The sequence below is a fragment of the Saccharothrix australiensis genome (assembly GCF_003634935.1).
GTDB lineage: Bacteria > Actinomycetota > Actinomycetes > Mycobacteriales > Pseudonocardiaceae > Actinosynnema > Actinosynnema australiense.
Map to the genome: position 1 here is coordinate 7,049,256 of NZ_RBXO01000001.1, position 22,448 is coordinate 7,071,703.

Annotated in this window: 14 protein-coding genes; 10 read left to right on the forward strand and 4 right to left on the reverse strand. The window is 73.7% G+C overall.

Features of this window, described 5'->3' with window-relative positions; all coding sequences use genetic code 11:
* Positions 1 to 61 precede the first annotated feature (61 nt).
* Together C8E97_RS29970 and C8E97_RS29975 are read left to right on the forward strand one after the other, a co-directional pair.
* A complete protein-coding gene (locus C8E97_RS29970; protein ID WP_121008896.1) occupies positions 62 to 877 on the forward strand; it encodes a thioredoxin-like domain-containing protein in 816 nt (271 codons plus the stop codon).
* A gap of 2 nt (positions 878 to 879) precedes the next feature.
* A complete protein-coding gene (locus C8E97_RS29975) occupies positions 880 to 1,557 on the forward strand; it encodes a DUF305 domain-containing protein (RefSeq protein WP_211347156.1) in 678 nt (225 codons plus the stop codon).
* 66 nt (positions 1,558 to 1,623) lie between these two features.
* Here the strand turns inward: C8E97_RS29975 and C8E97_RS29980 are convergent, their stop codons facing one another.
* Positions 1,624 to 2,943, reverse strand: coding sequence for a cytochrome P450 (locus tag C8E97_RS29980; protein WP_121008898.1), 1,320 nt, complete (start codon positions 2,941 to 2,943; stop codon positions 1,624 to 1,626).
* A 147-nt stretch (positions 2,944 to 3,090) separates the two neighbouring features.
* Between C8E97_RS29980 and C8E97_RS29985 the strand changes: the two genes are divergently transcribed.
* The 4 genes from C8E97_RS29985 to C8E97_RS30000 all read left to right on the forward strand — a co-directional run bounded on the left by C8E97_RS29985 (position 3,091) and on the right by C8E97_RS30000 (position 8,451).
* A complete protein-coding gene (locus tag C8E97_RS29985) occupies positions 3,091 to 3,915 on the forward strand; it encodes an SAM-dependent methyltransferase (protein WP_121008900.1) in 825 nt (274 codons plus the stop codon).
* Between the two features lie 130 nt (positions 3,916 to 4,045).
* Complete coding sequence (locus C8E97_RS29990; protein ID WP_121008901.1) at positions 4,046 to 6,145, forward strand: putative bifunctional diguanylate cyclase/phosphodiesterase; 2,100 nt, start codon at positions 4,046 to 4,048, stop codon at positions 6,143 to 6,145.
* 287 nt (positions 6,146 to 6,432) lie between these two features.
* The gene (locus tag C8E97_RS29995) at positions 6,433 to 7,194 is read left to right on the forward strand and encodes an MHYT domain-containing protein (RefSeq protein ID WP_121012726.1); all 762 of its coding nucleotides are present in this window, start codon (positions 6,433 to 6,435) and stop codon (positions 7,192 to 7,194) included.
* A 213-nt stretch (positions 7,195 to 7,407) separates the two neighbouring features.
* Positions 7,408 to 8,451: a TRM11 family SAM-dependent methyltransferase gene (locus C8E97_RS30000; RefSeq protein WP_121008903.1), complete on the forward strand. Its 1,044-nt coding sequence runs from the start codon at positions 7,408 to 7,410 to the stop codon at positions 8,449 to 8,451.
* Here the strand turns inward: C8E97_RS30000 and C8E97_RS30005 are convergent.
* Positions 8,426 to 8,653 (reverse strand): hypothetical protein, encoded by a 228-nt coding sequence (locus C8E97_RS30005; RefSeq protein ID WP_147455272.1) that lies wholly within the window; start codon positions 8,651 to 8,653, stop codon positions 8,426 to 8,428. The two genes, C8E97_RS30000 and C8E97_RS30005, sit on opposite strands and share 26 nt — an antisense overlap.
* 1,395 nt (positions 8,654 to 10,048) lie before the next feature.
* On the opposite strand from C8E97_RS30005, the gene C8E97_RS30010 reads away from it, so the two are divergent.
* From C8E97_RS30010 to C8E97_RS30020, 3 genes are read left to right on the forward strand one after another with little or no spacing between them, the layout of a single operon-like run.
* Positions 10,049 to 11,329: an aspartate kinase gene (locus C8E97_RS30010; protein ID WP_121008907.1), complete on the forward strand. Its 1,281-nt coding sequence runs from the start codon at positions 10,049 to 10,051 to the stop codon at positions 11,327 to 11,329.
* On the forward strand, positions 11,326 to 15,351 hold the full coding sequence (locus tag C8E97_RS30015) for a Pls/PosA family non-ribosomal peptide synthetase (protein ID WP_211347157.1): 4,026 nt from the start codon (positions 11,326 to 11,328) through the stop codon (positions 15,349 to 15,351). Before C8E97_RS30010 ends, C8E97_RS30015 begins: the two co-directional genes overlap by 4 nt.
* A complete protein-coding gene (locus C8E97_RS30020; RefSeq protein ID WP_121008909.1) occupies positions 15,348 to 16,709 on the forward strand; it encodes a diaminobutyrate--2-oxoglutarate transaminase family protein in 1,362 nt (453 codons plus the stop codon). The genes C8E97_RS30015 and C8E97_RS30020 overlap by 4 nt, the downstream gene beginning before the upstream one ends.
* Before the next feature lie 156 nt (positions 16,710 to 16,865).
* Here C8E97_RS30020 and C8E97_RS30025 read toward each other — a convergent pair whose 3' ends face one another.
* Both C8E97_RS30025 and C8E97_RS30030 read right to left on the reverse strand, forming a co-directional pair.
* On the reverse strand, positions 16,866 to 18,527 hold the full coding sequence (locus C8E97_RS30025; protein WP_121008911.1) for an FAD-binding dehydrogenase: 1,662 nt from the start codon (positions 18,525 to 18,527) through the stop codon (positions 16,866 to 16,868).
* A complete protein-coding gene (locus tag C8E97_RS30030) occupies positions 18,524 to 19,432 on the reverse strand; it encodes an alpha/beta fold hydrolase (protein ID WP_121008913.1) in 909 nt (302 codons plus the stop codon). The genes C8E97_RS30025 and C8E97_RS30030 overlap by 4 nt, the downstream gene beginning before the upstream one ends.
* Positions 19,433 to 21,073: 1,641 nt before the next feature.
* On the opposite strand from C8E97_RS30030, the gene C8E97_RS30035 reads away from it, so the two are divergent.
* Positions 21,074 to 22,444: an NsdA family TPR-like regulatory protein gene (locus tag C8E97_RS30035; RefSeq protein WP_121008915.1), complete on the forward strand. Its 1,371-nt coding sequence runs from the start codon at positions 21,074 to 21,076 to the stop codon at positions 22,442 to 22,444.
* The last annotated feature ends 4 nt before the right edge of the window (positions 22,445 to 22,448 follow it).

The following is a 22,448-nucleotide window of genomic DNA, read 5'->3' on the forward strand; positions in this document are numbered from 1 at the left end:
CGACACCGGGTCCCTACACTGGCCCGCGGCACGGGCGTATGACGACGGACCTGAGGCGGACATGACCAGCGGCAAGAAGACTAAGGCCGCGCGCTCCAGCGTGGCGGCGGCGCGGTCCTCGGTGGTGGCGAAGAAGCCGAAGCCGTGGGGCACCATCATCGCGGTGATCGCCGTGTTGGCGCTGGCGGGAACGGTGTTCGGGTACGCGTACTCGCAGATCTCGGAGCAGAGCGAGCGCGAGGCCGCCCTGGCCAAGTGGAACCCGTCCGAGGAGAACAAGGACCCCTCGGACCAGATCCAGGGCGTGGTGAAGAAGGAGTACGCCGCCGGCAAGCACGTCACGCCGACGCAGCGCGTGGCCTACGACCAGTCGCCGCCCTTCGGTGGTCCGCACGACGGCGCGTGGGCGAACTGCACCGGCATCGTCTACTCGAAGCCCGTGCGCACCGAGAACATGGTCCACTCGCTGGAGCACGGCGCGGTGTGGATCGCGTACAACCCGGACCAGGTGTCCGGCGACGCGCTGGACAAGCTCAAGCGCCGCGCCGAGGGCCAGCAGTTCACGATGATCTCGCCGTACCCCGGCCTCGACAAGCCGATCTCGCTCCAGGCGTGGGGCCACCAGCTGAAGCTGGAGAGCGCGGACGACGAGCGCATCGACCAGTTCATCCAGTCGCTGCGGCGCAACCAGTACACCTACCCGGAGATCGGCGCGGCCTGCGACTCCACCACGTTCGACGTGGACAACCCGCCGCCGTTCGTGGCCGAGCAGCCGGGCGCGGACGCGGTCCCGATGGACGGCGGCACGGAGGACCAGGCCGAGACCGGCGGCACGACCGGCGCGCCCGCGCCCACGACCACCCAGCCGAGCAGCTGACCTTGACCTCGGACACCGGGCAGCAGCGGCACGCCTCCACCGCGACGCGGACCGTCGTGGTCACCGTGGCGGTGGTGGCCGTGCTGCTGCTCGGCGCGGCGGTCGGCCTGCTGATCCGCCTGCCGGGCACGGACTCCTCGACCACGCCCGGCAAGGACTCGGTGGACATCGGGTTCGCGCAGGACATGGCGGTGCACCACCTCCAGGGCATCACGATGGCCAACACGGCGCGGGACAAGACGGCCGACCCGGCGATCCGGCAGCTCGCGTTCGACATCGAGTCCACCCAGCTGGAGCAGGTCGGGCGGATGAAGGGCTGGCTGACCCTGTGGGGCGCGCCCGAGCAGTCCGTCGACGGCACGCACATGGCGTGGATGGAGTCGGCCTCGCACCACTCGTCCTCGTCGAACGGGGGCACGAGCGGGCTGATGCCCGGCATGGCGACCTCCGACGAGCTGGCGAAGCTGCGCTCGCTGTCGGGCACGGAGTTCGACGTGTACTTCCTCCAACTGATGCTGCGGCACCACGAAGGCGGCGCGCCGATGGCCCAGTACGCGGCCACGCACGCCGGGCTGCCGGTGGTCCGCACGCTCGCGGACAACATGCTGAAGTCGCAGGCCGGCGAGAGCACCTACATGAAGCAGCTGATCGCCGAACGCGGCGCCGCTCCCCTGCCCTGACACCGCCCCACCCGCGTGCCCGCCCATCCCGCCCGGCCGGCGGGGTGGGCGTGCGCGGTTCCGGGGTCAGCCGCGGGGCACGGCCGTCATCAGCAGGCCGGTCGGGTAGGCCGCGGTGGTGAACTTCGTCCGCACCGGCTTGCCAGGCACGGGCACCAGCCGCCAGCGGGCCGCCACGGTCGCCAGCGTCAGCACCGCCTCGGTCCGGGCGAACGCGTTGCCGACGCACTGGCGGACACCGCCGCCGAACGGGACGAACGCGCCCTTCGGCAGCGCCGCGGCCCGGTCCGGCGCCCAGCGGTCGGGGTCGAACCGCTCCGGGTCCGGGTAGTGGGCCGGGTCGTGGTGCACGCCGTGCGGGCTGACGATCACCTCCGCGCCCGGCGGTAGCACGGTGCCGCCGAGGTCGACGGGCGCGACCGCCTTGCGCATGAGCAGCCAGATCGGGTACTTGCGCAGCACCTCGTCGACCACCCGGTGCAGGTAGCCCAGCCCCGCCAGGTCCTCGAACGCGGCGGGGCGGCCGGCCAGCACCTCGTCCACCTCGGCGTGCACGCGCCGCTCCGCCTCCGGGTGCTCGGCCAGCTCGTGGAACACCCACGCCAGGGCGAGCGCCGTGGTCTCGACGCCCGCCGTCAGCAGGGTCAGCACCTCGTCGTAGACCTGCCGGTCGGTCATCCGCGCGCCGGAGTCCTCGTCCTGCGCCAGCAGCAGCGTCGACAGCAGGTCGCCGCGGTCGACGCCGGCGGCGCGCCGTTCCTCGATGACCTCCAGCACGATGCCGCGCATCCGCTCGGTGGCCCGGTCGAACCGCCGGTTCACCGGGAGCGGCAGCCTGGCCACGACGCCCGGTGACAGGGCGCGCACGATGCCGTCCTTGGTGATGTCGAACACCGAGCGGCGGATCTCGGCGATGGCCCGCCGCCCCAGCTCGGCGGAGAACAGCGCCTCGCCGACGACGGTGACCGCGAGCGCCTGCATGTCGTGCTCGACCACCCGCACCTCGCCCGGCCGCCAGGTGGCGGTCAGGTCGGCCGCCGCCCGGACCATCGTCCCGGCGTAGCGCGCGAGGCGCTCGCGGTGGAACGCGGGCTGCACCATCCGTCGCTGCCTGCGGTGGAAGGCGCCCTCGGACAGCACCAGGCCGTTGCCGAGGTACGGCCGGAACCGCTCGAACAGGATTCCCTTGCGGAACCGCGCGCCGTCGGTGACCAGCACCTGGTGGACCAGTCGAGGGCTGGTCACGAAATAGGTCGGAACCGGACCTAGATACACCTTCACAATTTCGCCTCGGGACCGCAGATCGGCGGTGAAAGCGGCCCGCCTGCGCAGCAGTGACAGGGTGTGCCCGAGCAAAGGCAGTCGGCCCGGCGCAACGGGGACCATCGGCGCTCCTCGGTCCGCGACGAATTCGGAGGCATCACCATAGGCGGCATTCCGGTCGGGGTGGACGCGGCCGCGCGGGTGTCACCCCGTCGGCCCAGCGGAGTTCGACCCGGCGCTCGCTAAACTCGGTGCCCCCGACTCGGAGAGGTGTTCCCGGTGACCCGTCCGGACTGGGTTCCGCAGAGTGTCGACGTTTCGGTGCCGAGCATCGCTCGGGCTTACGACTTCATGCTGGGCGGCGGGCACAACTTCGCCGTCGACCGCGAGATCGCCCTCCGGATCGACCTCATGATGCCCGGCCTGCGCGCGGGCGCGCGGGTGAACCGGGCGTTCCTCGGCCGGGCCGTGCGGTTCATGACCGAGCGGGGCGTCCGGCAGTTCCTGGACATCGGGTCGGGCATCCCGACCGTGTCGAACGTGCACGAGGTCGCGCAGGGCGTCGACCCGTCTTGCCGCGTGGTCTACGTCGACCGCGACCCGATCGCCGTGGCGCACAGCGAGCTGATGCTGGCGGGCAACGACCTGGCCGCGGTCGTGCGGGCCGACATGCGCGACGTCGAGGGCATCCTGACCAGCGCGCCCGTCCGCCGCCTGCTCGACCTCGACCAGCCCGTCGGCGTGCTGATGCTGCTGATGCTGCACTGGGTGCCGGACGAGTGGGAGCCGGCGCGGCTGGTGGCCCGCTACCGCGACGCCCTACCCGCCGGCAGCTACCTGGCGGCCAGCCACGTCAGCGCGGACCACGTGGGCTCGCGGATGCACCGGGCGGCCGAGATGATCGAGCGGAGCGGCAGCCCCGACCGGATGGCCGTGCGCACGCACGCCGAGATCCTGGCCCTGTTCGACGGTTTCGACCTCGTCGAACCGGGGCTGGTCGGCTGCGGCGAATGGCGGCCGAGCGGGCCGGCCGACATCGCCGACGAACCGATGATGAACATGCTGCTCTACGCCGGAGTCGGTCGGAAAACGTGACCGGACGACACCTCCCGCGGGCCGGTTGGTCGATCGTGTGATCTTTGTTCACTCTATTGGTCGAGCGGGTGTGGACGCTCAGTGGGTAAACTGCCGCGCAACCTGGAATCAGAGCGCAGGACAATCGGTGATGGCTGATCCCGAACGCACACCGGGCCGCGCGCCGTCCACCCCGGACGCCGTCCGGGACCGGGAATTGCTCGCGCGCAAGTGGGCCTACCTGATGAGCGGCCGGATCGTGGTCGCGCACACGCAGGAGCGGCTCGACGCCGAATTGCGGGCGCGGCTCGACGCCATCTGCGAAGAACTGCACCGCGAGCCGCCGGAACCCGAGCGGCTGGTGCGGTTGGGCGAGGAGCTCGGGTCGCTCGGCTACGTCGGCGAGGACGCCCTGCGCTGCACGTCCGACGTGCTGGGGCCCGGCCTGCTCGCGCTGCCCGAGTTCCGGTCCGCGGAGCGCGCCGCCGAGCGGGTCGTGGTCGGGCTGGGCGCGCTCGCGTCCGGCCTCCTCGCCGCGAACCGCCGGGCCGTGTTCGAGCAGCAGGAGAGCATGCAGCTGACGCTGCTCAAGGCCGTCCGGGACGCGAAGTGGCGGCTGCGGGAGAGCGAGGCGCGGTTCGACGAGGTGGTGACGTCGTCGACCAGCGGCGTGCTGATCGTGGACCTGAACGGGCGGGTGCTGCGCGCCAACGCCGCGATCGGCGAGATCCGCGGGCGCACGGCGGCCGAGCTGGCCGACCGGTCGCTGTTCGACCTGGTGCACCCGGACTCGGCGCCCGCGCTGCGCGAGGCGATGGCGCGGCTGCTCGACGGCGGGCAGGAGCGCGTCCGGCAGTCGCAGCGGCTGCTGCGCCGGGACGGCGACGTCGCGCGGATCTCGCTGACCACGTCGCTGCTGCGCGACGCCGACGACCGGCCCGCGCACTTCGTGACCGTGGTCGAGGACGGCACCGAGCTGATGCTGCTCCAGGGCGAGCTGCACCGGCAGGCGCTGCACGACGTCCTCACGGGCCTGCCCAACCGCCAGTACTTCGGCACCCACCTGGAGACGGCGCTGCGGCGCGCCGACCCGGAGCACGGCGTCACGCTGTTCCACCTCGACCTGGACGCGTTCCGGATGGTGTGCAACAGCCTCGGCGCTCGCGCCGGCGAGCGGCTGCTGGTGCACGTGGCGCAGCGGCTGCGGGGCGTGCTGGCGCGGGAGAGGGCGATGGTGGCCCGGTTCGAGGGCGACGAGTTCGGCATCCTGGTGGAGAACACCGCGACCACGCCCGACGTCGCGCGGACCGTGGCCGCCATCAACGCCGAGCTGGCCGAGCCGGTCTTCGTGGACGGGCACGGCCTCGCGGTGTCGGCGAGCATCGGCGTGGTGCGGCGGCCGGCGCTCGACCTGCCGCCCGAGGAGCTGCTGCGGGCCGCCGACCAGGCGTTGCGCCGGGCGCAGGCGGGTCGGCGCGGCCAGTGGGAGCTGTTCCACCCCGAGCAGGACGAGGCGGACCGGCGCGCGCAGGCGCTGGCGGTGGGCATGCCGGGCGCGTGGGAGCACGGCGAGATCGGCGTCCGCTACCGCCCGGTGGTCCGGTTCGGCGGCGGTCTGGCGGGCGTGGCCGCCCTGCTGCACTGGGACCGGGAGGAGCCGCTGGGCCACGACGAGTGCGTCGCGCTGGCCGAGCAGACCGGCCTGGTCCTGCCGCTGGGCGAGTGGCTGCTGCGGGTGGCGGGCGGGCAGGCCCGCTGGTGGCGCGGGCGCGGCGGCGTCGACGCGCCGGTCGCGGTCGACCTGTCGGCGGTGCAGTCGGGCGACGCGGACCTCGTGTCGCGGGTGGTGCGGGCGCTGGACGACACGGGGCTGCGGCCGGACCGGCTGGAGGTCGGGATGCCGGCGGCCGTGCGGTCCGTGGCGGAGGCGGTGGACAACCTGGCGGTGCTGGCGGACATGGGTGTCCGGACGGCGCTGCACGACTTCGGCCTCGGCCCGGACGACGTGGCGGCGGTGGAGGGCCTGCCGGTGCGGGTGGTGCGGGTCGCGCGCCGGCTGGTGGACCACCGCGCGCCCTACGTCGAGCCGCTGCTGGCCGCGGTGCGGGCGGCGGGCGCGACGATCGTGGTGGACGGCGTGCGGACCGCGGCGCAGGCGGACTGGTGGCGCGCGGCGGGCGCGGACGCGGGTCGCGGCGACTTCTTCGGCGCGGCGTGCCCGCCGGCCGACGTGGCGGCATTTTTCGGCTGAATTCCGACCGCGCCGACCAGGTATCCGGAAGCCGCGTGTCCGGATAATTGCGGAAATACGCCTGCGCCGGCGTGAGAAACCGCACACCACGGTGCCCATCGACGCGGAAGACCAGGTAGTGGACCTGAACGGCCTGGTGGAGGCGGTGCGCGCGAGCGGTGGTCGAGCCATTCCGCGAACGCGTTGAATGGATCACCAAAGCCTGGTCTCCGCCCGCCGGAACGATCACAGTGTGCGCTGCGGAACGGTTCGTCTCCGCGTCCTCCCCCACCAGATCGGTGCATTCCGTGAACCACGAAACGACGCAGCACTTCTCCTCCGGGCCGTGGACGCTCCTGCTCGCCTACGGCGTGTCCGTGATCGGCTCGCTGATCGGCCTGGCCTGCGTGGTGCGCGCCCGCCGCGAGCCGGGCCGCGGCGCGCGGGTGCGCTGGACCGCGCTGGGCGCGCTGGCCGTCGGCGGCATCGGGATCTGGCTGATGCACTTCATCGCGATGCTGGGCTTCGACGTCCCCGCCGCGACGATCAGGTACTCCGGGCCCGTGACCGCCCTGTCGGCGCTGGTCGCCGTGGTCGCCGTCGGGTTCGGCCTGTCGCTCGTGACGCTGGCCCGGTTCACCGGCGCGCGCCTGGTCCTCGCCGGCCTGCCCGCCGGGCTGGGCGTGGCCGGGATGCACTACCTCGGCATGGCGGCCATCCGGTTCAAGGGCGAGGTCTTCCACGACGAGCTGCTCGTCGCGGCGTCCGTGGTGATCGCCCTCGTCGCCACGACGGCGGCCCTCTGGTTCGCGCTGGTCGTCCGGACCGTCGCGGCGCAGGTCGTCGGCGGCCTCGTGCTGGGCGCGGCCGTGACCGGGATGCACTACACCGGCATGGCGGCGATCCGGGCGACCTCCGACCCCAAGCTGCCCGCGCCGCAGGGCATCGCGGCGTTCGACCTCGTGTTCCCGGTGTTCGTGATCAGCGGCCTGGTCGTCGGCGTGCTGCTCTGGACGTTGTTCACGGCGTCCGGTGACGCCTCCGACGACTTCGCGGACCGCCGGGTTTGATCACCGGCGCGCGGCCGGCCTACGATGGCGCCGTGCAGTTCTTCTTCCGACTCTGACGCGACCGCCGGCGAGCCACGGGCATCCCCCTCGCCGTCGATGCGGGGCGGCAATCCCACCGCCCCGGTCGCGACGCGGAAGAAGATCCATGATCTCTCCCCCACCGGCGTGCGTCCACGCCGGCATTGAACCGCGTCCGGGCACCCACGCCCGGACGTGACGACCGCGCGCCTGCTGGCGCGAACGGTACGCGGCGCGGAAACGCTGGCCGCACAGGAGATCCGCTCCCTGGGTGCGGTCGACCGCATCGCACACCGCGAGGTGTGGTGGACGTGCGACACCCCCGGTCCAGAGGTGCTGGACCTGCGCTGCGCGGACGACGTCTTCCTGGTGGCCGCCGAGGTGGGCGGCATCGGCCGCGCCAAGGCCGACCTCCGCCTGCTGGCGAAGGCGGCGGCGGCCGTGGACGCCGCGGCCCTGGTGTCCCGGCGGGCCGCGTTCGGCGCGGTCGACCGTCCGTCCACAATGGACGTCTCGGCGTCCTTCCTCGGCCGGCGCAACTTCACCCGGTACGACCTGGAGGACGCCGTCGGCGAACCCCTGGCCGCCGCGCTGGGCCTGCCCTACCGCAGCCGGCGGCACGGCACGCCGCCCGCCGGGCTGACGTGGCGGGTCACCGTCGCCGACGACCGGGCCGTCCTGGCGCTGCGGATCGCCGGGAGGCCCCTGCACCGCAGGGACTACCGGCGGGCCACCCGGCCGGGCGCGCTGCACCCGCCGCTGGCCGCGGCGATGCTGCGGCTGGCCGACCCCGGCCCTGGCGCACGCCTGCTCGACCCGTTCTGCGGCAGCGGCACGATCCCGCTGGAGGCGGGCACACCGGGCGCGGTGGGCACCGACGCCGACCCGGCCGCCATCGCCGCCGCGACCGCCAACGGCGCGGGCCGGGGCGTCGCCTGGGCGGTGGCCGACGCGGGCCGGCTCCCGTTCCGCGCCGGCGCGGTCGACGTGGTGGTCACGAACCCGCCGTGGGACCGGCAGGTGCGGGCGGCCGGCGTGCTGGCCGCGCGCCCGCACCGCTTCTGGCACGAGCTGGCGAGGGTCCTGGCGCCCACCGGGCGGGCCGTACTGCTGCTCCCGGACGTCGACGACCACCTGGCGCGGGCGGCCGGGGCGGGTCTGCGGCCGGTCGACCGCCGTCCGGTGAGCCTGTTCGGCCGGCACCCGGAGATCGTCACCATGACACGAGCAGGAGGTTGACCGCGATCACCGCCGCCGACGCCCACAGCACCCACGGCACGGCCCGCCGCGCGCGGGCGACGCGCCGGGCGTCGGCGGCCCGCCGCGGCTCGCCCGCGGACAGCCGGCAGGCGAGCACGAACACCGCCGTGCTGATGATCAGCAGCAACGCCGACGCGGCCGGCACCAGTTCGACGTCCACCAGCCGACCTCCGTTCGCCACCTCCCCATACTGCCAATCGGTGGCAACAACGGCTGCGGGGCCGCCGAAGATCACACCTCCGGCGCAGGGCCCGGCCCGGCCCCGCGCGGCCGGCCGCCTTCCGGCGGGGCTCGGTCGCGCGCCGGACGCGAGCAGCGGTCGCGACTCCGAGCACGCGGCTCCGCTGCGGGCCGCAGCGCTCAGGGGCCGCAGCGCGAAGGGGCCACGAGTGGGTGTCCCCCCGGTCGGACCGGAGGGCGGGCCGCGCGTCGAGCGTCCGCGCCGGACCTCGGGTGCACCGGACGGACCGGAGGCCGGGTGTCCGCGCGCGGGCGGCGACTCGCGGGTGGGCGGAGCCGCGTGCCGGCGGCGGGCGGCGGTTCGGGCGGGCGGCGGTCCGGTGGGCACGGTTCGAGAGGCGGCGGTTCGAGAGGGTCGCGGTCCGAGAGGTCGCGGTCCGAGAGGCGGCGGTTCGGCGTGGGTCGCGTGCCGGCTCCCCGGCCGCCGTCGCACGGCAACCGTCCCCGGCCCGATCGGGCGTCCACAGTGGCCATCTTCCGATCGCCCGGTTGTGTGAATAACTCCACCGGGTCGGGTTGGTTCCCCCGAGCGCAAACCGCCCACCCTCCTGTCTCACCCGAACCGGTGACCCCGGCGACACGTTCGGGCGGAAGGTCCGAATGGACGGTTCCGCCCGCGCACCGGACGCGCTCGGACGCGCCCGCGACGGCGGTCCGGGGTCACCGGGACGGCGGTGGGCGCGCCCCCGCGTCCCCGCAGGCCCCGTCGGGGCGCGGCGCGGCTTCGGCGTCCCGAAGTCCGAGCACACCGCCGCAACGCGAGGAGCCCGCTACCCCGGATGGCCGAGGTGTGGCGAGAACCCCTCACGTGTGACCGTCCGTGACAGCTGGCCAAGACCATTTCCGAAGCCCGGCCGGACATTCACCCGCACAATGGCGATCAACCCCTGGAAGTCACCCCTCATAGTCGGCCGCACCGAACGCGAGCCCGCACTGACCAGCACTTTAACAATTACCGGAAACAGCCGCGCGGCGGCGGCGGCCGAGCCGATTCCAGTCCGCCCCGGTCGCACCGTACCGCGCGGTCGGGTGGAATAGGGCAGCCTGCCCCACCGCTCGGACTGCCCCGTTCGGTTCACGACGTCCCGACGGAGACCCGCACTTGTGCGCGTCTCAAGTGCCTCGGTGGCCTCTTGACCTGTAAGCCTTCTGGAGGTGCCCTATCGCTGTGAACGTGCGCTACGTTCAGAATTGCCGCACCGGTTTCATCCGAGGCGCAATTAATCCCAGGGGCGTCCGGTCAGCCGGCGAATCAATTCGCCGTGCACCCGGCGGGAGACCTGTGCCTCACTCCGGCAGATGCACTCCCAGGGCTGAAAGATCAGGGGACCTCGCGATGAAGAATTGTTCGGAGCCGGCCACAACGGCCGAGTCCCGGCCGGTGCGGGACCGCACCGGCGAATTTCCGGGCGGCCTGGTCGTCCGCAAGTACGGCGGTTCGTCGTTGGCCACGCCCGAGCGGGTGCGGAACGTGGCCGGCGCGTTGGCGGCGCTGGCCGCCGAGGGCAGGCAGGTCGTCGTGGTCGTCTCCGCGATGGGCGACACCACCGACGAACTGGTCGCGCTGGCGGGCGAGTTCGCCGACCTGCCGGAAGCGCGGGAGATGGACCAGCTCATGGCCACCGGCGAGCAGGTGTCGGCCGCGCTGCTCGCGATGGCCCTCAACCAGCTCGGGGTGAGCGCCGGGTCGCTCGCGGGCGACCAGGCTGGGATCGTCGTCGGCGGTCGCCCCGGCGCGGGTGTCATCGAGTGGATCGACACGCACCGCATCGTGGAACGGTTGCGGCACTGGCAGGTCGTGGTCGTGGCGGGCTTCCAGGGCCGCACCCGCGACGGCGAGCTGCTCACGCTGGGACGCGGCGGCTCGGACACCACCGCCGTCGCCCTCGCCGCCGCGCTGGGCAGCGCGGACTGCGAGATCTGCACGGACGTCCCCGGCGTGCACACGGCCGACCCGCGCGTGGTGCCGGGCAGCAGGCGGCTGGAGACCGTGCCGTACGACGTGATGACCGAACTCGCCGCGCGCGGCGCGAAGGTCCTGCACCCGAGGTCGGTCGCGCTGGCGGCCCGCCACGAGGTGCGGGTGAGCGTCGTGCACTCGGCCTGGCAGGTGCCCGGCACCATCGTCGCGGACGAACCGCTGGAGGCCGGCCACCGCGTAGTCGGCATCGCCCACGAGCGTGACGTCCGACTGGTGTCGCTCACCCTGACCGGGGCCCGGCCGGGCCGGTCCGTGCCGGCGCTGGCCCGCCTCGTCGAGCGCGGCCTTCACCCGGACGTGCTGACCTGGCGGGACCACCACGAAGTGCGGTTCACCGTTCGCGGGCGTACACCGGTTGACGTGATCGAGGAAGTCGCGCGGGACCTGGACGCGAAGTGGGCGGTGGAGGACGACCTGGGCGCCGTCTCCGTCGTCGGGGTCGGGTTGTTCGACCACCCCGGTTACCTGGAGGGGACGCTGCGGGCGGTCGGCGGGCTGGGCGTCGCCCCGACCGCGTTGACGACGTCGCCGTCCCGGTTCACCGCCGTGCTGCCCGTCGCCCTCGTGGACGCGGCGGTGCGCGCGCTGCACGAGGCGTTCGGACTCGGTGTGCCCGCGGCCGGGGTCGGCCGGTGAGCCCGCGGGACGCGCCCGTCGGTGTCGTCGCCGACGGGCGGGTGTTGACCTGCGGTGGTTTCGACCAGGCGCCCCGGTGGCGGGAGGGCGAGCGCCTGGAGACGGTGTTCGAGCAGCACTGCGACGCGGCGGCCGACCGGCTCGCGGTGGACGCGGGCGACCTGCGGTTGACGTTCGGGGAGCTCGACGCGTGGGCCAATCGCCTGGCGCGGCACCTGCGGGCGGTGGGTGTCGCGCCGGGCGACCGGATCGGCCTGCTGTTCGACCGCCCGGCGCACGCGTACGTCGGGATGCTCGCGGTGCTCAAGGCGGGCGCGGTGTACGTGCCGCTGGACACGGCGTTCCCCGACGACCGGTTGGCCTACATCCTGGGCGACGCCGACGTGCGGCGCGTGCTGTCGGTGTCGTCGCTGCGGCACCGGCTGCCCGTCGAGGCGGTGTGCCTGGACGAGGTGGAGTCCGCCGTCGCCGCGCTGCCCGCGCACCGGTTGACGCCGGAGGAGCGGGGCGACCCGCCCGACGGGCTGTGCTACGTCGTCTACACGTCCGGCTCCACCGGGCGGCCGAAGGGCGTCACCGTCGAGCACTCCGCGATCTGCAACTTCGTCCGCGTGGCGGTCGAGGTGTACGGGATCGAGCCCGGCGACCGGATGTACCAGGGCATGACGATCGCCTTCGACTTCTCGGTCGAGGAGATCTGGGTGCCGCTGCTGTCCGGCGCGACGCTCGTGCCGAAACCCGCCGGCGCGGCGCTGCTCGGCCACGAGCTGTGGGAGTTCCTGCTGGACCGGCACGTCACCGCGCTGTGCTGCGTGCCGACGCTGCTCGCGACGATCGACGAGGACCTGCCGGACCTGCGCTTCCTGCTGGTGTCCGGTGAGGCGTGCCCGGAGGACCTGGTGGCCCGCTGGCACCGGCCGGGCAGGCGGTTCCTCAACGTCTACGGCCCCACCGAGGCGACGGTCACGGCGACCTGGGCGGTGGTGCGACCGGACTGCCCGGTGACCATCGGCGTGCCGCTGCCGACGTACTCGGTGGTGGTGCTCGACCCGGACGAGCCGCGCGTGCTGGACCGGGGCGAGGCGGGCGAGCTGGGCATCGCCGGCATCGGCCTGGCGACGGGCTACCTCAACCGGCCGGACCTGACCGAGCGCGCGTTCGTGCCGGACTTCCTGGGCGTCGAGCACAACCCGTCGGGCCGCATCTACCGCACCGGCGACCTGTGCCGGATCGACGAGGCCGGCGAGGTCGAGTACCTGGGCCGGATCGACACGCAGGTGAAGATCCGGGGCTACCGGGTGGAGCCGACCGAGATCGAGTCGGTGCTGCTGCGCGTGCCCGGCGTGGCGCAGGCGGTGGTGGAGCCGTACCGACCGGACGCGGGCACGGTCGAGCTGGTCGCGTACTACAGCCTGCGCCAGGGCGCGGCCGACCCCGGCGCCGCCGAGATCTACCGGCGGCTGCGGGAACGCCTGCCCTCGTACATGGTGCCCGCGTACCTGGAGCCGCTCGACCTGGTCCCGATGACACCGGCGGGCAAGGCGGACCGGCGCAACCTGCCGCCACCCAGGTCGGCGCGGACGCTGGCGTCCGACCGGCCCCACGTCGCGCCCGCGAACGCCGTCGAGCGCGTGCTGGCCGAGGCGCTGGCGGACGCGGTGCGCGTGGACCGGGTGTCGGTGGACAGCGACTTCTTCACCGACCTCGGCGCGGATTCCCTGCTGCTGGCCCGGTTCTGCGCCAAGGTGCGGCAGCGGACCGAGCTGCCGCCGATCGCCATGCGCGACGTGTACCGGCACACCACCGTGCGCGCGCTGGCGGCGACGCTGTCCGGGCCGCCGGCCGAGGCCGTGCGGGTCGGTCGCACGCACCGGGCGGGCACCGCGCGGCACCTGCTGTGCGGCTTCGCGCAGGTCCTGGTGTTCCTCGCCTACGCATGCGGGCTGGGCCTGCTGCTGGAGGCGGGCTTCGAGTGGATCGGCGGCGCACAGGGGCTCGGCGCGCTGTACGTGCGGTCGGTGGAGGTCGCGGTCGTCGCGTTCGCGATCCTGTCCGCGCTGCCGATCGCGGCGAAGTGGGTGCTGATCGGCCGGTGGAGACCTCGGCGCATTCCGTTGTGGGGCTGGGGCTACCTGCGGTTCTGGACGGTCAAGGTGCTGATCCGCTTGAGCCCGCTGTCGCTGTTCGTCGGTTCGCCGCTGTACGTGCTCTACCTCCGGGCGCTGGGCGCGCGGATCGGGAAGGGCGTGCTGTTCCTGACCCGCAACCCACCGGTGTGCGCCGACCTGGTGACCGTCGGCGACGGGGCGGTGGTGCGCAAGGACTCCTACCTCAACGGCTACCGCGTCCGGGCGGGGATGCTGGAGACCGGCCGCGTCACCCTGGGCGAACGGGCGTTCGTGGGCGAGATGTCGGCGCTGGACATCGACACCACCATCGGTGCGGGCGGCCAGCTCGGGCACGCGTCCTCGCTGCACAGCGGGCAGACCGTCCCGGCCGGGGAGTCCTGGCACGGCTCGCCCGCGCAGAAGTCCACTGTGGACTACCGGGCGATCGGGAGCGGGACGCTGCCGCGCGGGCGGCGGGCGTTGTTCGGCGCGGCGCAGCTCCTCTTCCTGCTGCTGGTGCCGCTGCCCGCGGTGCTGGTGGCCACGGAGCTGGCCGTCGGCCTGTTCTACGCCGGCCCGCCGGACTTCACGAGCTGGGCCTTCTACCGGGGTCAGATCGTCGACTCGCTGCTGCTGTACTTCGGCGGGCTGCTGGCGGGGCTGCTCGTCGTGCTCACCGTGCCGCGCCTGATCACCCGGTTGCTGCGGCCGGGTCGCACGTACCCGCTGTACGGCTGGCGCTACTCGGCGCAGCAGGCGTTGTTCCGGCTGACGAACGTGCGGTCGCTCAACTACCTGTTCGGCGACAGCTCGGCCATCGTGCACTACCTGCGCGCCGTGGGTTACCGGCTGGGCGCGGTCGAGCAGACCGGGTCGAACTTCGGCGTGGAGGTCAAGCACGAGGCGCCGACGCTGTGCGCGGTCGGCGAGGGGACGATGGTGTCGGACGGGTTGTCCATGCTCAACGCGGACTTCTCCGACACGTCGTTCCGCGTGCGGGAGGTCACCGTCGCGCCGCGCGCGTTCCTCGGCAACAACATCGCCTACCCGCCGGGTGCGCGGGTCGGCGAGAACTGCCTGCTGGCGACGAAGGTGCTCGTCCCGCTGGACGGCCCGGTCCGCAGCGACACCGGCCTGCTCGGCTCGCCCGCGTTCGAGATACCGCGGACGGTCCGGCGCGACACGGAGCTCGACGTCGCAGGCGGCAGGCGGCACGGCCTGGCGGCCAAGAACCGCCACAACACCGTCACCGCGCTGGTCTACCTGTTCGTGCACTGGCTCCAGGTGCTGGGCGTCGTGCTGATCAGCGTGGCCGCGGGCAGCCTGCACGACCGGTTCGGCTGGCTCGCCACGGCCGCGAACGTCGTGCTGGGCTTCGTCTTCTCGGTCCTGTTCCTGGTCCTCGCCGAACGCGCGGTGCAGGGCTTCCGCCCGTTGCGCCCGAGGTTCTGCTCGATCTACGACCCGGTCTTCTGGCGGCACGAGCGGTTCTGGAAGCTCAGCCCCGGTCGCTACCTGCTGCTGTTCGACGGCACGCCGCTGAAGAGCCTGCTCTGGCGCGCGCTGGGGGTGCGCATCGGCAGACGGGTGTTCGACGACGGCTGCGCGATCCCGGAGAAGTCCCTGATCACCATCGGCGACGACTGCACGCTCAACGCGGGCAGCACCATCCAGGCGCACTCGTTGGAGGACGGCACGTTCAAGTCGGACCACATCACCATCGGCGCGGGCGCGACGATCGGCACGGCCGCTTTCGTCCATTACGGAGCGACCATCGGAGATCACGCCGTCGTGGAGCCGGATTCGTTCGTCATGAAGGGTACCGAGGTGCCGACGAGGTCGAGGTGGCGTGGCAACCCCGCTGTAGAACTGACGGAGAACAGCGCGGAAGACACCGCGCGGAGGCGATCATGACGCAGACCACCCACCACCACCCGCTGGTCACCACCACCCTACCGGGCCCCCGCTCCGCCGAGTACCTGGACCACCAGGAGCAGTGGGAGTCCAACGCGCGCAGCTACCCCCGCCGCCTGCCCATCGCGCTGGCGGAGGGTTTCGGCAGCTACGTCAAGGACGTCGACGGCAACGTCTTCATCGACTTCCTGTGCGGCGCGGGGGTGCTTTCCTTGGGCCACAACCACCCCGAGGTGGCCACCGCCGCCGCCGGCCACCTGCGCGTGCTCACCCACGCGCTGGACTTCCCCACGCCCGCGAAGCGCGAGTTCCTGGACGCCCAGCTGTCCATGCTGCCGGACGGCCTCCGCGACCGCATGAAGGTCCACTTCTGCGGGCCGACCGGCGCCAACGCGGTGGACGCGGCCGTGAAGCTGTGCAAGACCGCCACCCGGCGCGGCAACGTGGTGTCGTTCCAGGGCGGCTTCCACGGCTCGTCGCACGCGGCGATGGCGCTGTCCGGCCTGGTGTCGCAGAAGGAGCCGATCGCCGACGGCGTGCCCGGCGTCCACTTCTTCCCGTACTCGTACTGCGCCCGGTGCCCGCTGGGCCTGGCGCCGGACTCGTGCGAGACGAACTGCGCCAACCTGCTGGAGCGGTCGCTCCGGGACCCCAACGGCGGCATAGCGAAACCGGCCGCGGTGGTGCTCGAACTGGTGCAGGGCGAAGGCGGCGTGATTCCGGCCCGGCGCGACTTCGTGCGCCGCATCCGGTCGCTGACCCAGGACCTCGACATCCCGCTCGTGGTGGACGAGGTCCAGACCGGTTGCGGTCGCACCGGCACCTGGTTCGCCTTCGAGCAGTACGACATCGAGCCGGACGTGATCGTGGCGTCGAAGGCGTTGAGCGGTATCGGGTTGCCGGTCGCGATCATCCTCTACGACCAGCGCCTGGACACCTGGCTGCCGGGCGCGCACACCGGCACGTTCCGGGGCAACCAGGCGGCGTTCGCGGCGGGCGCGGAGACGGTGAAGGTCTTCCGGCGCGACAACGTGCTGGAGAACGTCCGCCGGCGGGGCGACCAGCTGCGGTCCCGCCTCGCGACCCTCGACGACCACCCGTGGGTGCACGAGATCCGCGGGCGTGGCCTGATGTGGGGCATCGAGCTGGCCGACCCGGCCACCAAGGCGCCGGCGGGCGCGCAGGCGTCGGCCGTCCAGTCCTACGCGCTGCACCAAGGGCTGATCATCGAGCTGGGCGGGCGGGACGACTCGGTGGTCCGCCTGATGCCGCCGCTGAACGTGGCGGAAGAGGTGATCGACCAGGCGGCGGCCATCATCGTGGAGGCGATCGAGAAGTCCTGCCCGGTCCAAGCCTGACCCGACGGCGGTGAAGGGCCCGACCGGGTACCGGGGCCCTTCACCGCCGTTCGTCGCATGTCAGCGAGTGTCTTCCCCCGCGCAAGCGGGATCCCGGTTCCAGGGCCGCACGCCGGCCTCCGCGTCACCCGGCGGGGAACGGCCCCGGATCGAGCGTCACCCCACCTCCCGCGCGATCACGCGACCCGCCGTCCGACCCGAGAAGATGCAGCCCCCGAGGAAGGTGCCCTCCAGCGCGTGGTGGCCGTGCACCCCTCCCCCGCCGAACCCCGCCACCTCACCGGCCGCGTACAAGCCGTCGAAGACCGTCCCGTCCCGTCGCACCACCTGCGAGTCGAGGTTGGTCTGCACGCCGCCCAACGTCTTGCGGGTCAGCACGTGCAAGCGGATCGCGAACAGGGGGCCGCGGGCCGGGTCCAGGACGCGGTGCGGGCCGGAAGTCCGCGTGATCCGCTCCGGCAGGTACGCGCGCACGTTGCGCAGGGACATCAGTTGCATGTCCTTCGAGTAGTCGTTGCGCACCTGGAGGTCGCGGGCCACGACCTCACGCTCCACCCGCGCCGGGTCCAGCGGCGCCTCGGGGGTAAGCGCGTTCATCGCGCCCACCAGCTCCGGCAGCGTCGGGCGGACCACGATGTCCGGCCCCCGTTCCAGGAACGCGCGCACCGTCGGCATCAGGCTCTTCCTCGCCCGCAGCACCAGCAGCGCGCAGTTCTTCCCCGTCAGGTCCGGGTTCTGCTCCGAACCCGACAGGTCGAACTCCTTGTCCACCATCGACTTCGTCATGATCAGCCACGAGTGGGGGTGGCCGCTGGTCGCCACGTGCCGCAGCGCCGCCAGCTCGGTGTGGCCGGGGAACAGCGGCGGCGGCAGGCGGCGGCCCGTCGCGTCCAGCCACAGCGGTGACGGGCCGGGCAGGAAGTGCACCCCGTGGCGGGGCCAGACGGGGCTGTGGTTGCGCAGCCCGGTGGAGTAGTGCCACATCCGGTCCAGGTTCACCACCGACGCGCCGGCGCGCCCGGTGATGCCCAGCATCCGCCCGTCGACGTGCGCGGGCACCCCGCTGAGCATCGACCTCGGCGCGGGCCCGAGCCGGTCGGTCGGCCAGTGCGCCCGCACCAGGTCGTGGTTGCCGCCCAGGCCGCCCGAGGTGACCAGGACCGCCTGCGCCCGCAGCTCGAACGCGCCGACCTCCTGGCGCGACGACGGCACGCCGCGCGGTTCGTCCGAGGGGACCAGCACCGCGCCGCGCACGCCGACCGCGGCGCCGCCCTCGACGACGACCTCGTCCACCCGGTGCCGGTACGCGAAGGTCACGAGCCCGCGCGCGGCGGCGTCGAGCACCGGGTCGCGGAAGATCCGCACCAGCTCGGGCCCGGTGCCCCAGGTGTAGTGGAACCGGGGTACGGAGTTGCCGGGACCGGTCGCGGCGCCCTCCCCCCGTTCGTGCCACCCGACGAGGGGCAGCAGGCTCAGGCCGCGCCCCATCAGGTAGCTGCGCTTGTCGCCGGCGGCGAAGTGCACGTACGCCTCGGCCCACGCCCGCGCCCAGCGGTCCTCGGGACCGCGGTCGAACCCCGCCGAGGCCAGCCAGTCGGACAGCGCCAGCTCGGGCGAGTCCTCGATGCCCACGCGCCGCTGCTCGGGGCTGCCGACCAGGAACAGGCCGCCCTGCGACCAGTGCGCCTGGCCGCCGAGGTTGGCCTCGTTCTCCTGCTCGACGACGTGCACCCGCCGCCCGGCCCTGGTCAGCTCGTAGGTCGCGACCAGGCCGGCCAGTCCCGCGCCGACGACGATGACGTCCGCGACGTCGCTCATGACGGTTCTCCACCTCCGCTCGGGTCGCCGTCGACGGCGGGGACGCCGTCGAGGAAGGGTCGGACGGCGGAGACCACCGCGCCGGGCGCTTCCAGCGGCAGCAGGTGGCTGGTCAGCGGGACCAGTCGCAGCCGCCCGCGCCGCAGCCGCCGCCGGGCCGCGATCCCCTGCCAGAACGGCAGTTGCCGGTCGTGGATCCCCCAGAGGACCAGGGTGGGCATGGGCAGGTCCCGCAGCCGGTCGAGGAGCGGGTCGCGCTGCCCGAACAGCCCCACGTGGACGCGTTGGGAGCGCAGGGTGGTGGCGAGCACCCCCGGCGTGGCGACGGCCTGGGCCTGGCTGGGCCACCAGCGCCGGGAGATGCGCCAGGGGCGGCAGGACCCCACCAGCGCCGTGCCGAGGACGAACAGCCGGGTGCTGTACGGCAGCAACGGGACCAGCAGCGGCGTCAGGTCGCCCAGCGGCGTCACGGACTGGAGGACCAAGGCCGGGTTGACGGCGCGCCCCATGCCGGCGGCGCTGATCAGCACCAGGGCCGGCACGTCGCCCGGCCGGTCCACCGCCGCGTGGACGGCGATCGCGCCGCCCAGGGAGTGCCCGACGAGCACCGGTCGCGCCAGGCCGAGGGTCCGCGCGAACCGCCACACGAACGCGGCGAACGCCGGGGCGGAGACGTCGGCGATCGGCTCGGTGTAGCCGAAACCGGGCAGGTCCAGGGCGATCACCCGGTAGTGGTCGGAAAGCGCTCCGATGACGTCGTACCACTGCTCGGCGACACCGCCCTCGCCCGGTATCAGCACGACCGGGTGCCCGCGACCGGCCTCCAGGTACCGGGTCGACGTCCCGTCCACGCTGGTCCAGTGCTCTGCCACGGCTCGCGCGCGCTCCGCGATGGGCGTGGTCATGGGGACCTCCTGTCTCTCGTCATCCGGCCCGCGGGAGCCGCCGGTGGTGCGGCACGGACGCCGGAGGACCGATCGCGGCACCGTCGCGCTGCGACGAGCGCGTCCCCGCAGCCCGGACGCTAGGTGCCGGCGCCGTGCCGCCGGCAGGCGCGCGCGGCGTCATCGGGAGCGCGGACGCCGGTGGCGCGCGCGCTCGCTCGCGGTGACGCGCACGACGGCACCGGGCGCGCGCGAAGCGCGCGGGAATCCCGCTCCGCAATACTGATGCCCCCTCCGACGGTGGCGCGAACGCCTTTCCGGGTGACGACCCGCCTTTCGCCGCGCCCCCGTTCCGCACCGCGCCGGGCCACGCCATCCCCCGGTACCGCCGAATGCCCTTGCGGATGCCTCCGACGAATGGGCCGACCGGGTTTGGCGGCCGGGTCGGAGCGGTGCTCGGGGTGGAATTGCGGAGCACAGGCAGCCGGGACATCGGTCGCGACCGCCGCCGAACGCGCCGGTCATCCCGATGGCCTAGCCCGCTTGTGGTTCACCGAGGGCCCGAACGGGTTATTTCTCGCGGAGATCGCGAGGATTGCGCACGTTCACCCCATCGGCTTATATCCAACCCCTCCGATGTTGCGCCTAGCATTACTTTCGTCGTACTCGGAAAGAACCTCCCACCAAGGGAGCGAAGAACGGTAAAACAAGGGACGGGCACACGACGGGAACGGGCGCGGGCGCACCGCGCCGATCGTGCCGACGCGCCCGTCGCGTCCCTCGGCGACACCGCGGGCGGGCGCGGGCGTCCACACCGGTGGGCGACACCCGACCGGGCGAGGTGACCACGAATGGGGCCGGTCCGGGCCGCGGCCCGCGGTCGGTCGGTGCGGTGCGGCCACACCGGGCGGCGCTCGCCGGAGGTCCGCCGCGCCCGAGCGCGCCGCGCACCGTCGCGGGACACCGGCGGGACGGCACCCGGCGCGGGAAACGCGCACGGCGTCGGGAGAACCGAACTCACCGACGACGGGCGGAATCCGCGCGGCATATCCCGCGCGGTCGGTCCGGCAGGGCCAGCGGGGCGCGGCCGGGCCGATCGGGCGGGCGGTCCGCACCACGACCGGAACGAGCGGTGACGAGCCATTCGCGCACCCGCCCGCCGCGGCGGGCGATCGCGACGGGTCACCGGTGAAAAGACGCCTGCGGGCCCGCGGCAGGCGGACCAGTCCACCATTACCCCACCCCGAGGTGATTTCCGTGCACCGGATACCGGTATGCGCCGAACCGGCGGTCGAAAGGCGTTGTCCCGCGCCGCGCCGGGCGGCCGGCTCGCCGCCCTGAACGCGGGCCGACGCCGACGACCGCCGACGCGCCCGGCCCCGCCACCGGGGACGGGCGTCCGACGAGGTCCCACCGCCCGTCCGACGTCCGGCCGCGCACGCGCCGGCGCGCACCGGGCGGGCGGACATCCGTTCCAGCTCTTCGACCTGGTGAGCCGCGCCCTCCGCCGCGGGCCGCGCGACGTGCCCCGCCGAGTCCCCTCGGCCCCGGCCTCCGCACCCGCTCGCCGGAAACCCCGGCCGCGGAGCGCCGCCCACCGCCGCCGGAGCCGCACCGGACCAGGTGCCGGGTTCCCGGGGATGCGAAGGAGGCACGAAGGCAATGGGCGCACGACCGCCTGCCGTCCGGAAGGCGAACGAACGGCTGCGCGCCGTGATGGAGGAAGCCGGGTGCTCCAACACCGGGCTGGCCCGCCGGGTCAACGTCTGCGGCGCGGAGCACGGGCTGGACCTGCGCTACGACAAGACGTCCGTGGCGCGCTGGCTGCGCGGGCAGCAACCGCGGGGCCGCGCGCCGGGGATCATCGCCCAGGCGCTGGGGCGCAAGCTCGGCCGCGTGGTGACCGTCGAGGAGATCGGCATGGCGCCGCAGCCCGGCGCGACGCCCACCGTGGGGCTGCGGTTCGAGCCGGTGCTGGCCGGCGCCCTGCCGCAGGCGCGGGCCCTGTGGCACAGCGACGCCAACCGCACCGGCTCGCCTGCCGGGGAGCGGCTGTCGACCTCCGTGCTGGTCCAGCCCAGCCGCGACTGGCTGGTCACCGGCGCGGACCCGGCCGTCGCCGGGCGCGGGTCGACCGCGGTCGGCACGGCGGACATCGCGGCGATCCGGGCGACCACCGCGGCGTTCGCCGACCTCGACCACCGCTTCGGCAGCACCCGCATCCGCCCCGTCGTCATCCACTACCTCGACAGCGTCGTGTCGAGGCTGCTCGTGAGCACCTACGGCGAGGCCACGGGGCGGCAGCTGTTCGGCGTCGCGGCGCGGTTGACCGAGTTGGCCGGGTACATGGCGATCGACACGGGCCAGCCCGGTCTCGCGCAGCGCTACTACATCCAGGCCCTGCGCCTCACCCAGGCCGCCGACGACCGCGGGATGGGCGGGTACGTGCTGGCGTCCGGGATGAGCCGGGTGGCGCTGATGCTGGGCAGCCCGCACGAGGCCGTCCAGCTCGCCCGCGTCGCGCGGGAGGGGTGCCGTGGCCGCGGCAGCCCCGGTGTTCGGGCGGCCTGCCACGTGGCGGAGGCGCGCGGGCACGCCGTGCTGGGCGACGCGAGCGCCTGCGAGCTGGCCGCGGGTCGGGCGTTCGAGGCGCTGGACGACGGCGACCCCGCCGACGAGCCGGACTGGTGCGCCCACGTCGACCGGGCGCACCTGGCGGAGGAGCTGGCGCGCTGCGCCACCGACCTCGACCGCTCCACGACCGCCCTGCGCTGCGCTCGTGAGGCCCTCCAGGGCTGCGTGCCCGGTCGGTGGCGACGCCGGGCGCTGCGGCTGCTGCTGCTGGCCTCGGCGCAGCTGAGGGTGGGTGACGTCGACCAGGGCCACCTCACCGCGACGCAGGCCGTGCCCCTGCTCCGGGGGCTGTGCTCCGCCCAGTGCGCCGGCGAGCTGGAGGACTTCTGCGGTCGCCTGGAAGCGCTGGGGCGGCGGGAGGAGGCGTGCGAGCTGCTGAGCGGGTCGGAGCGGAGCTGACCGC

What these genes read in the sequence shown, in the direction of transcription:
- C8E97_RS29990 (WP_121008901.1), top strand. Translation starts at nt 4,046, where the DNA reads ATGGCTGATCCCGAACGCACACCGGGCCGCGCGCCGTCCACCCCGGAC.
- C8E97_RS29980 (WP_121008898.1), bottom strand. Translation starts at nt 2,943, where the DNA reads ATGGTCCCCGTTGCGCCGGGCCGACTGCCTTTGCTCGGGCACACCCTG.
- C8E97_RS30030 (WP_121008913.1), bottom strand. Translation starts at nt 19,432, where the DNA reads ATGACCACGCCCATCGCGGAGCGCGCGCGAGCCGTGGCAGAGCACTGG.
- C8E97_RS30010 (WP_121008907.1), top strand. Translation starts at nt 10,049, where the DNA reads ATGAAGAATTGTTCGGAGCCGGCCACAACGGCCGAGTCCCGGCCGGTG.
- C8E97_RS30035 (WP_121008915.1), top strand. Translation starts at nt 21,074, where the DNA reads ATGGGCGCACGACCGCCTGCCGTCCGGAAGGCGAACGAACGGCTGCGC.
- C8E97_RS29970 (WP_121008896.1), top strand. Translation starts at nt 62, where the DNA reads ATGACCAGCGGCAAGAAGACTAAGGCCGCGCGCTCCAGCGTGGCGGCG.
- C8E97_RS30020 (WP_121008909.1), top strand. Translation starts at nt 15,348, where the DNA reads ATGACGCAGACCACCCACCACCACCCGCTGGTCACCACCACCCTACCG.
- C8E97_RS30025 (WP_121008911.1), bottom strand. Translation starts at nt 18,527, where the DNA reads ATGAGCGACGTCGCGGACGTCATCGTCGTCGGCGCGGGACTGGCCGGC.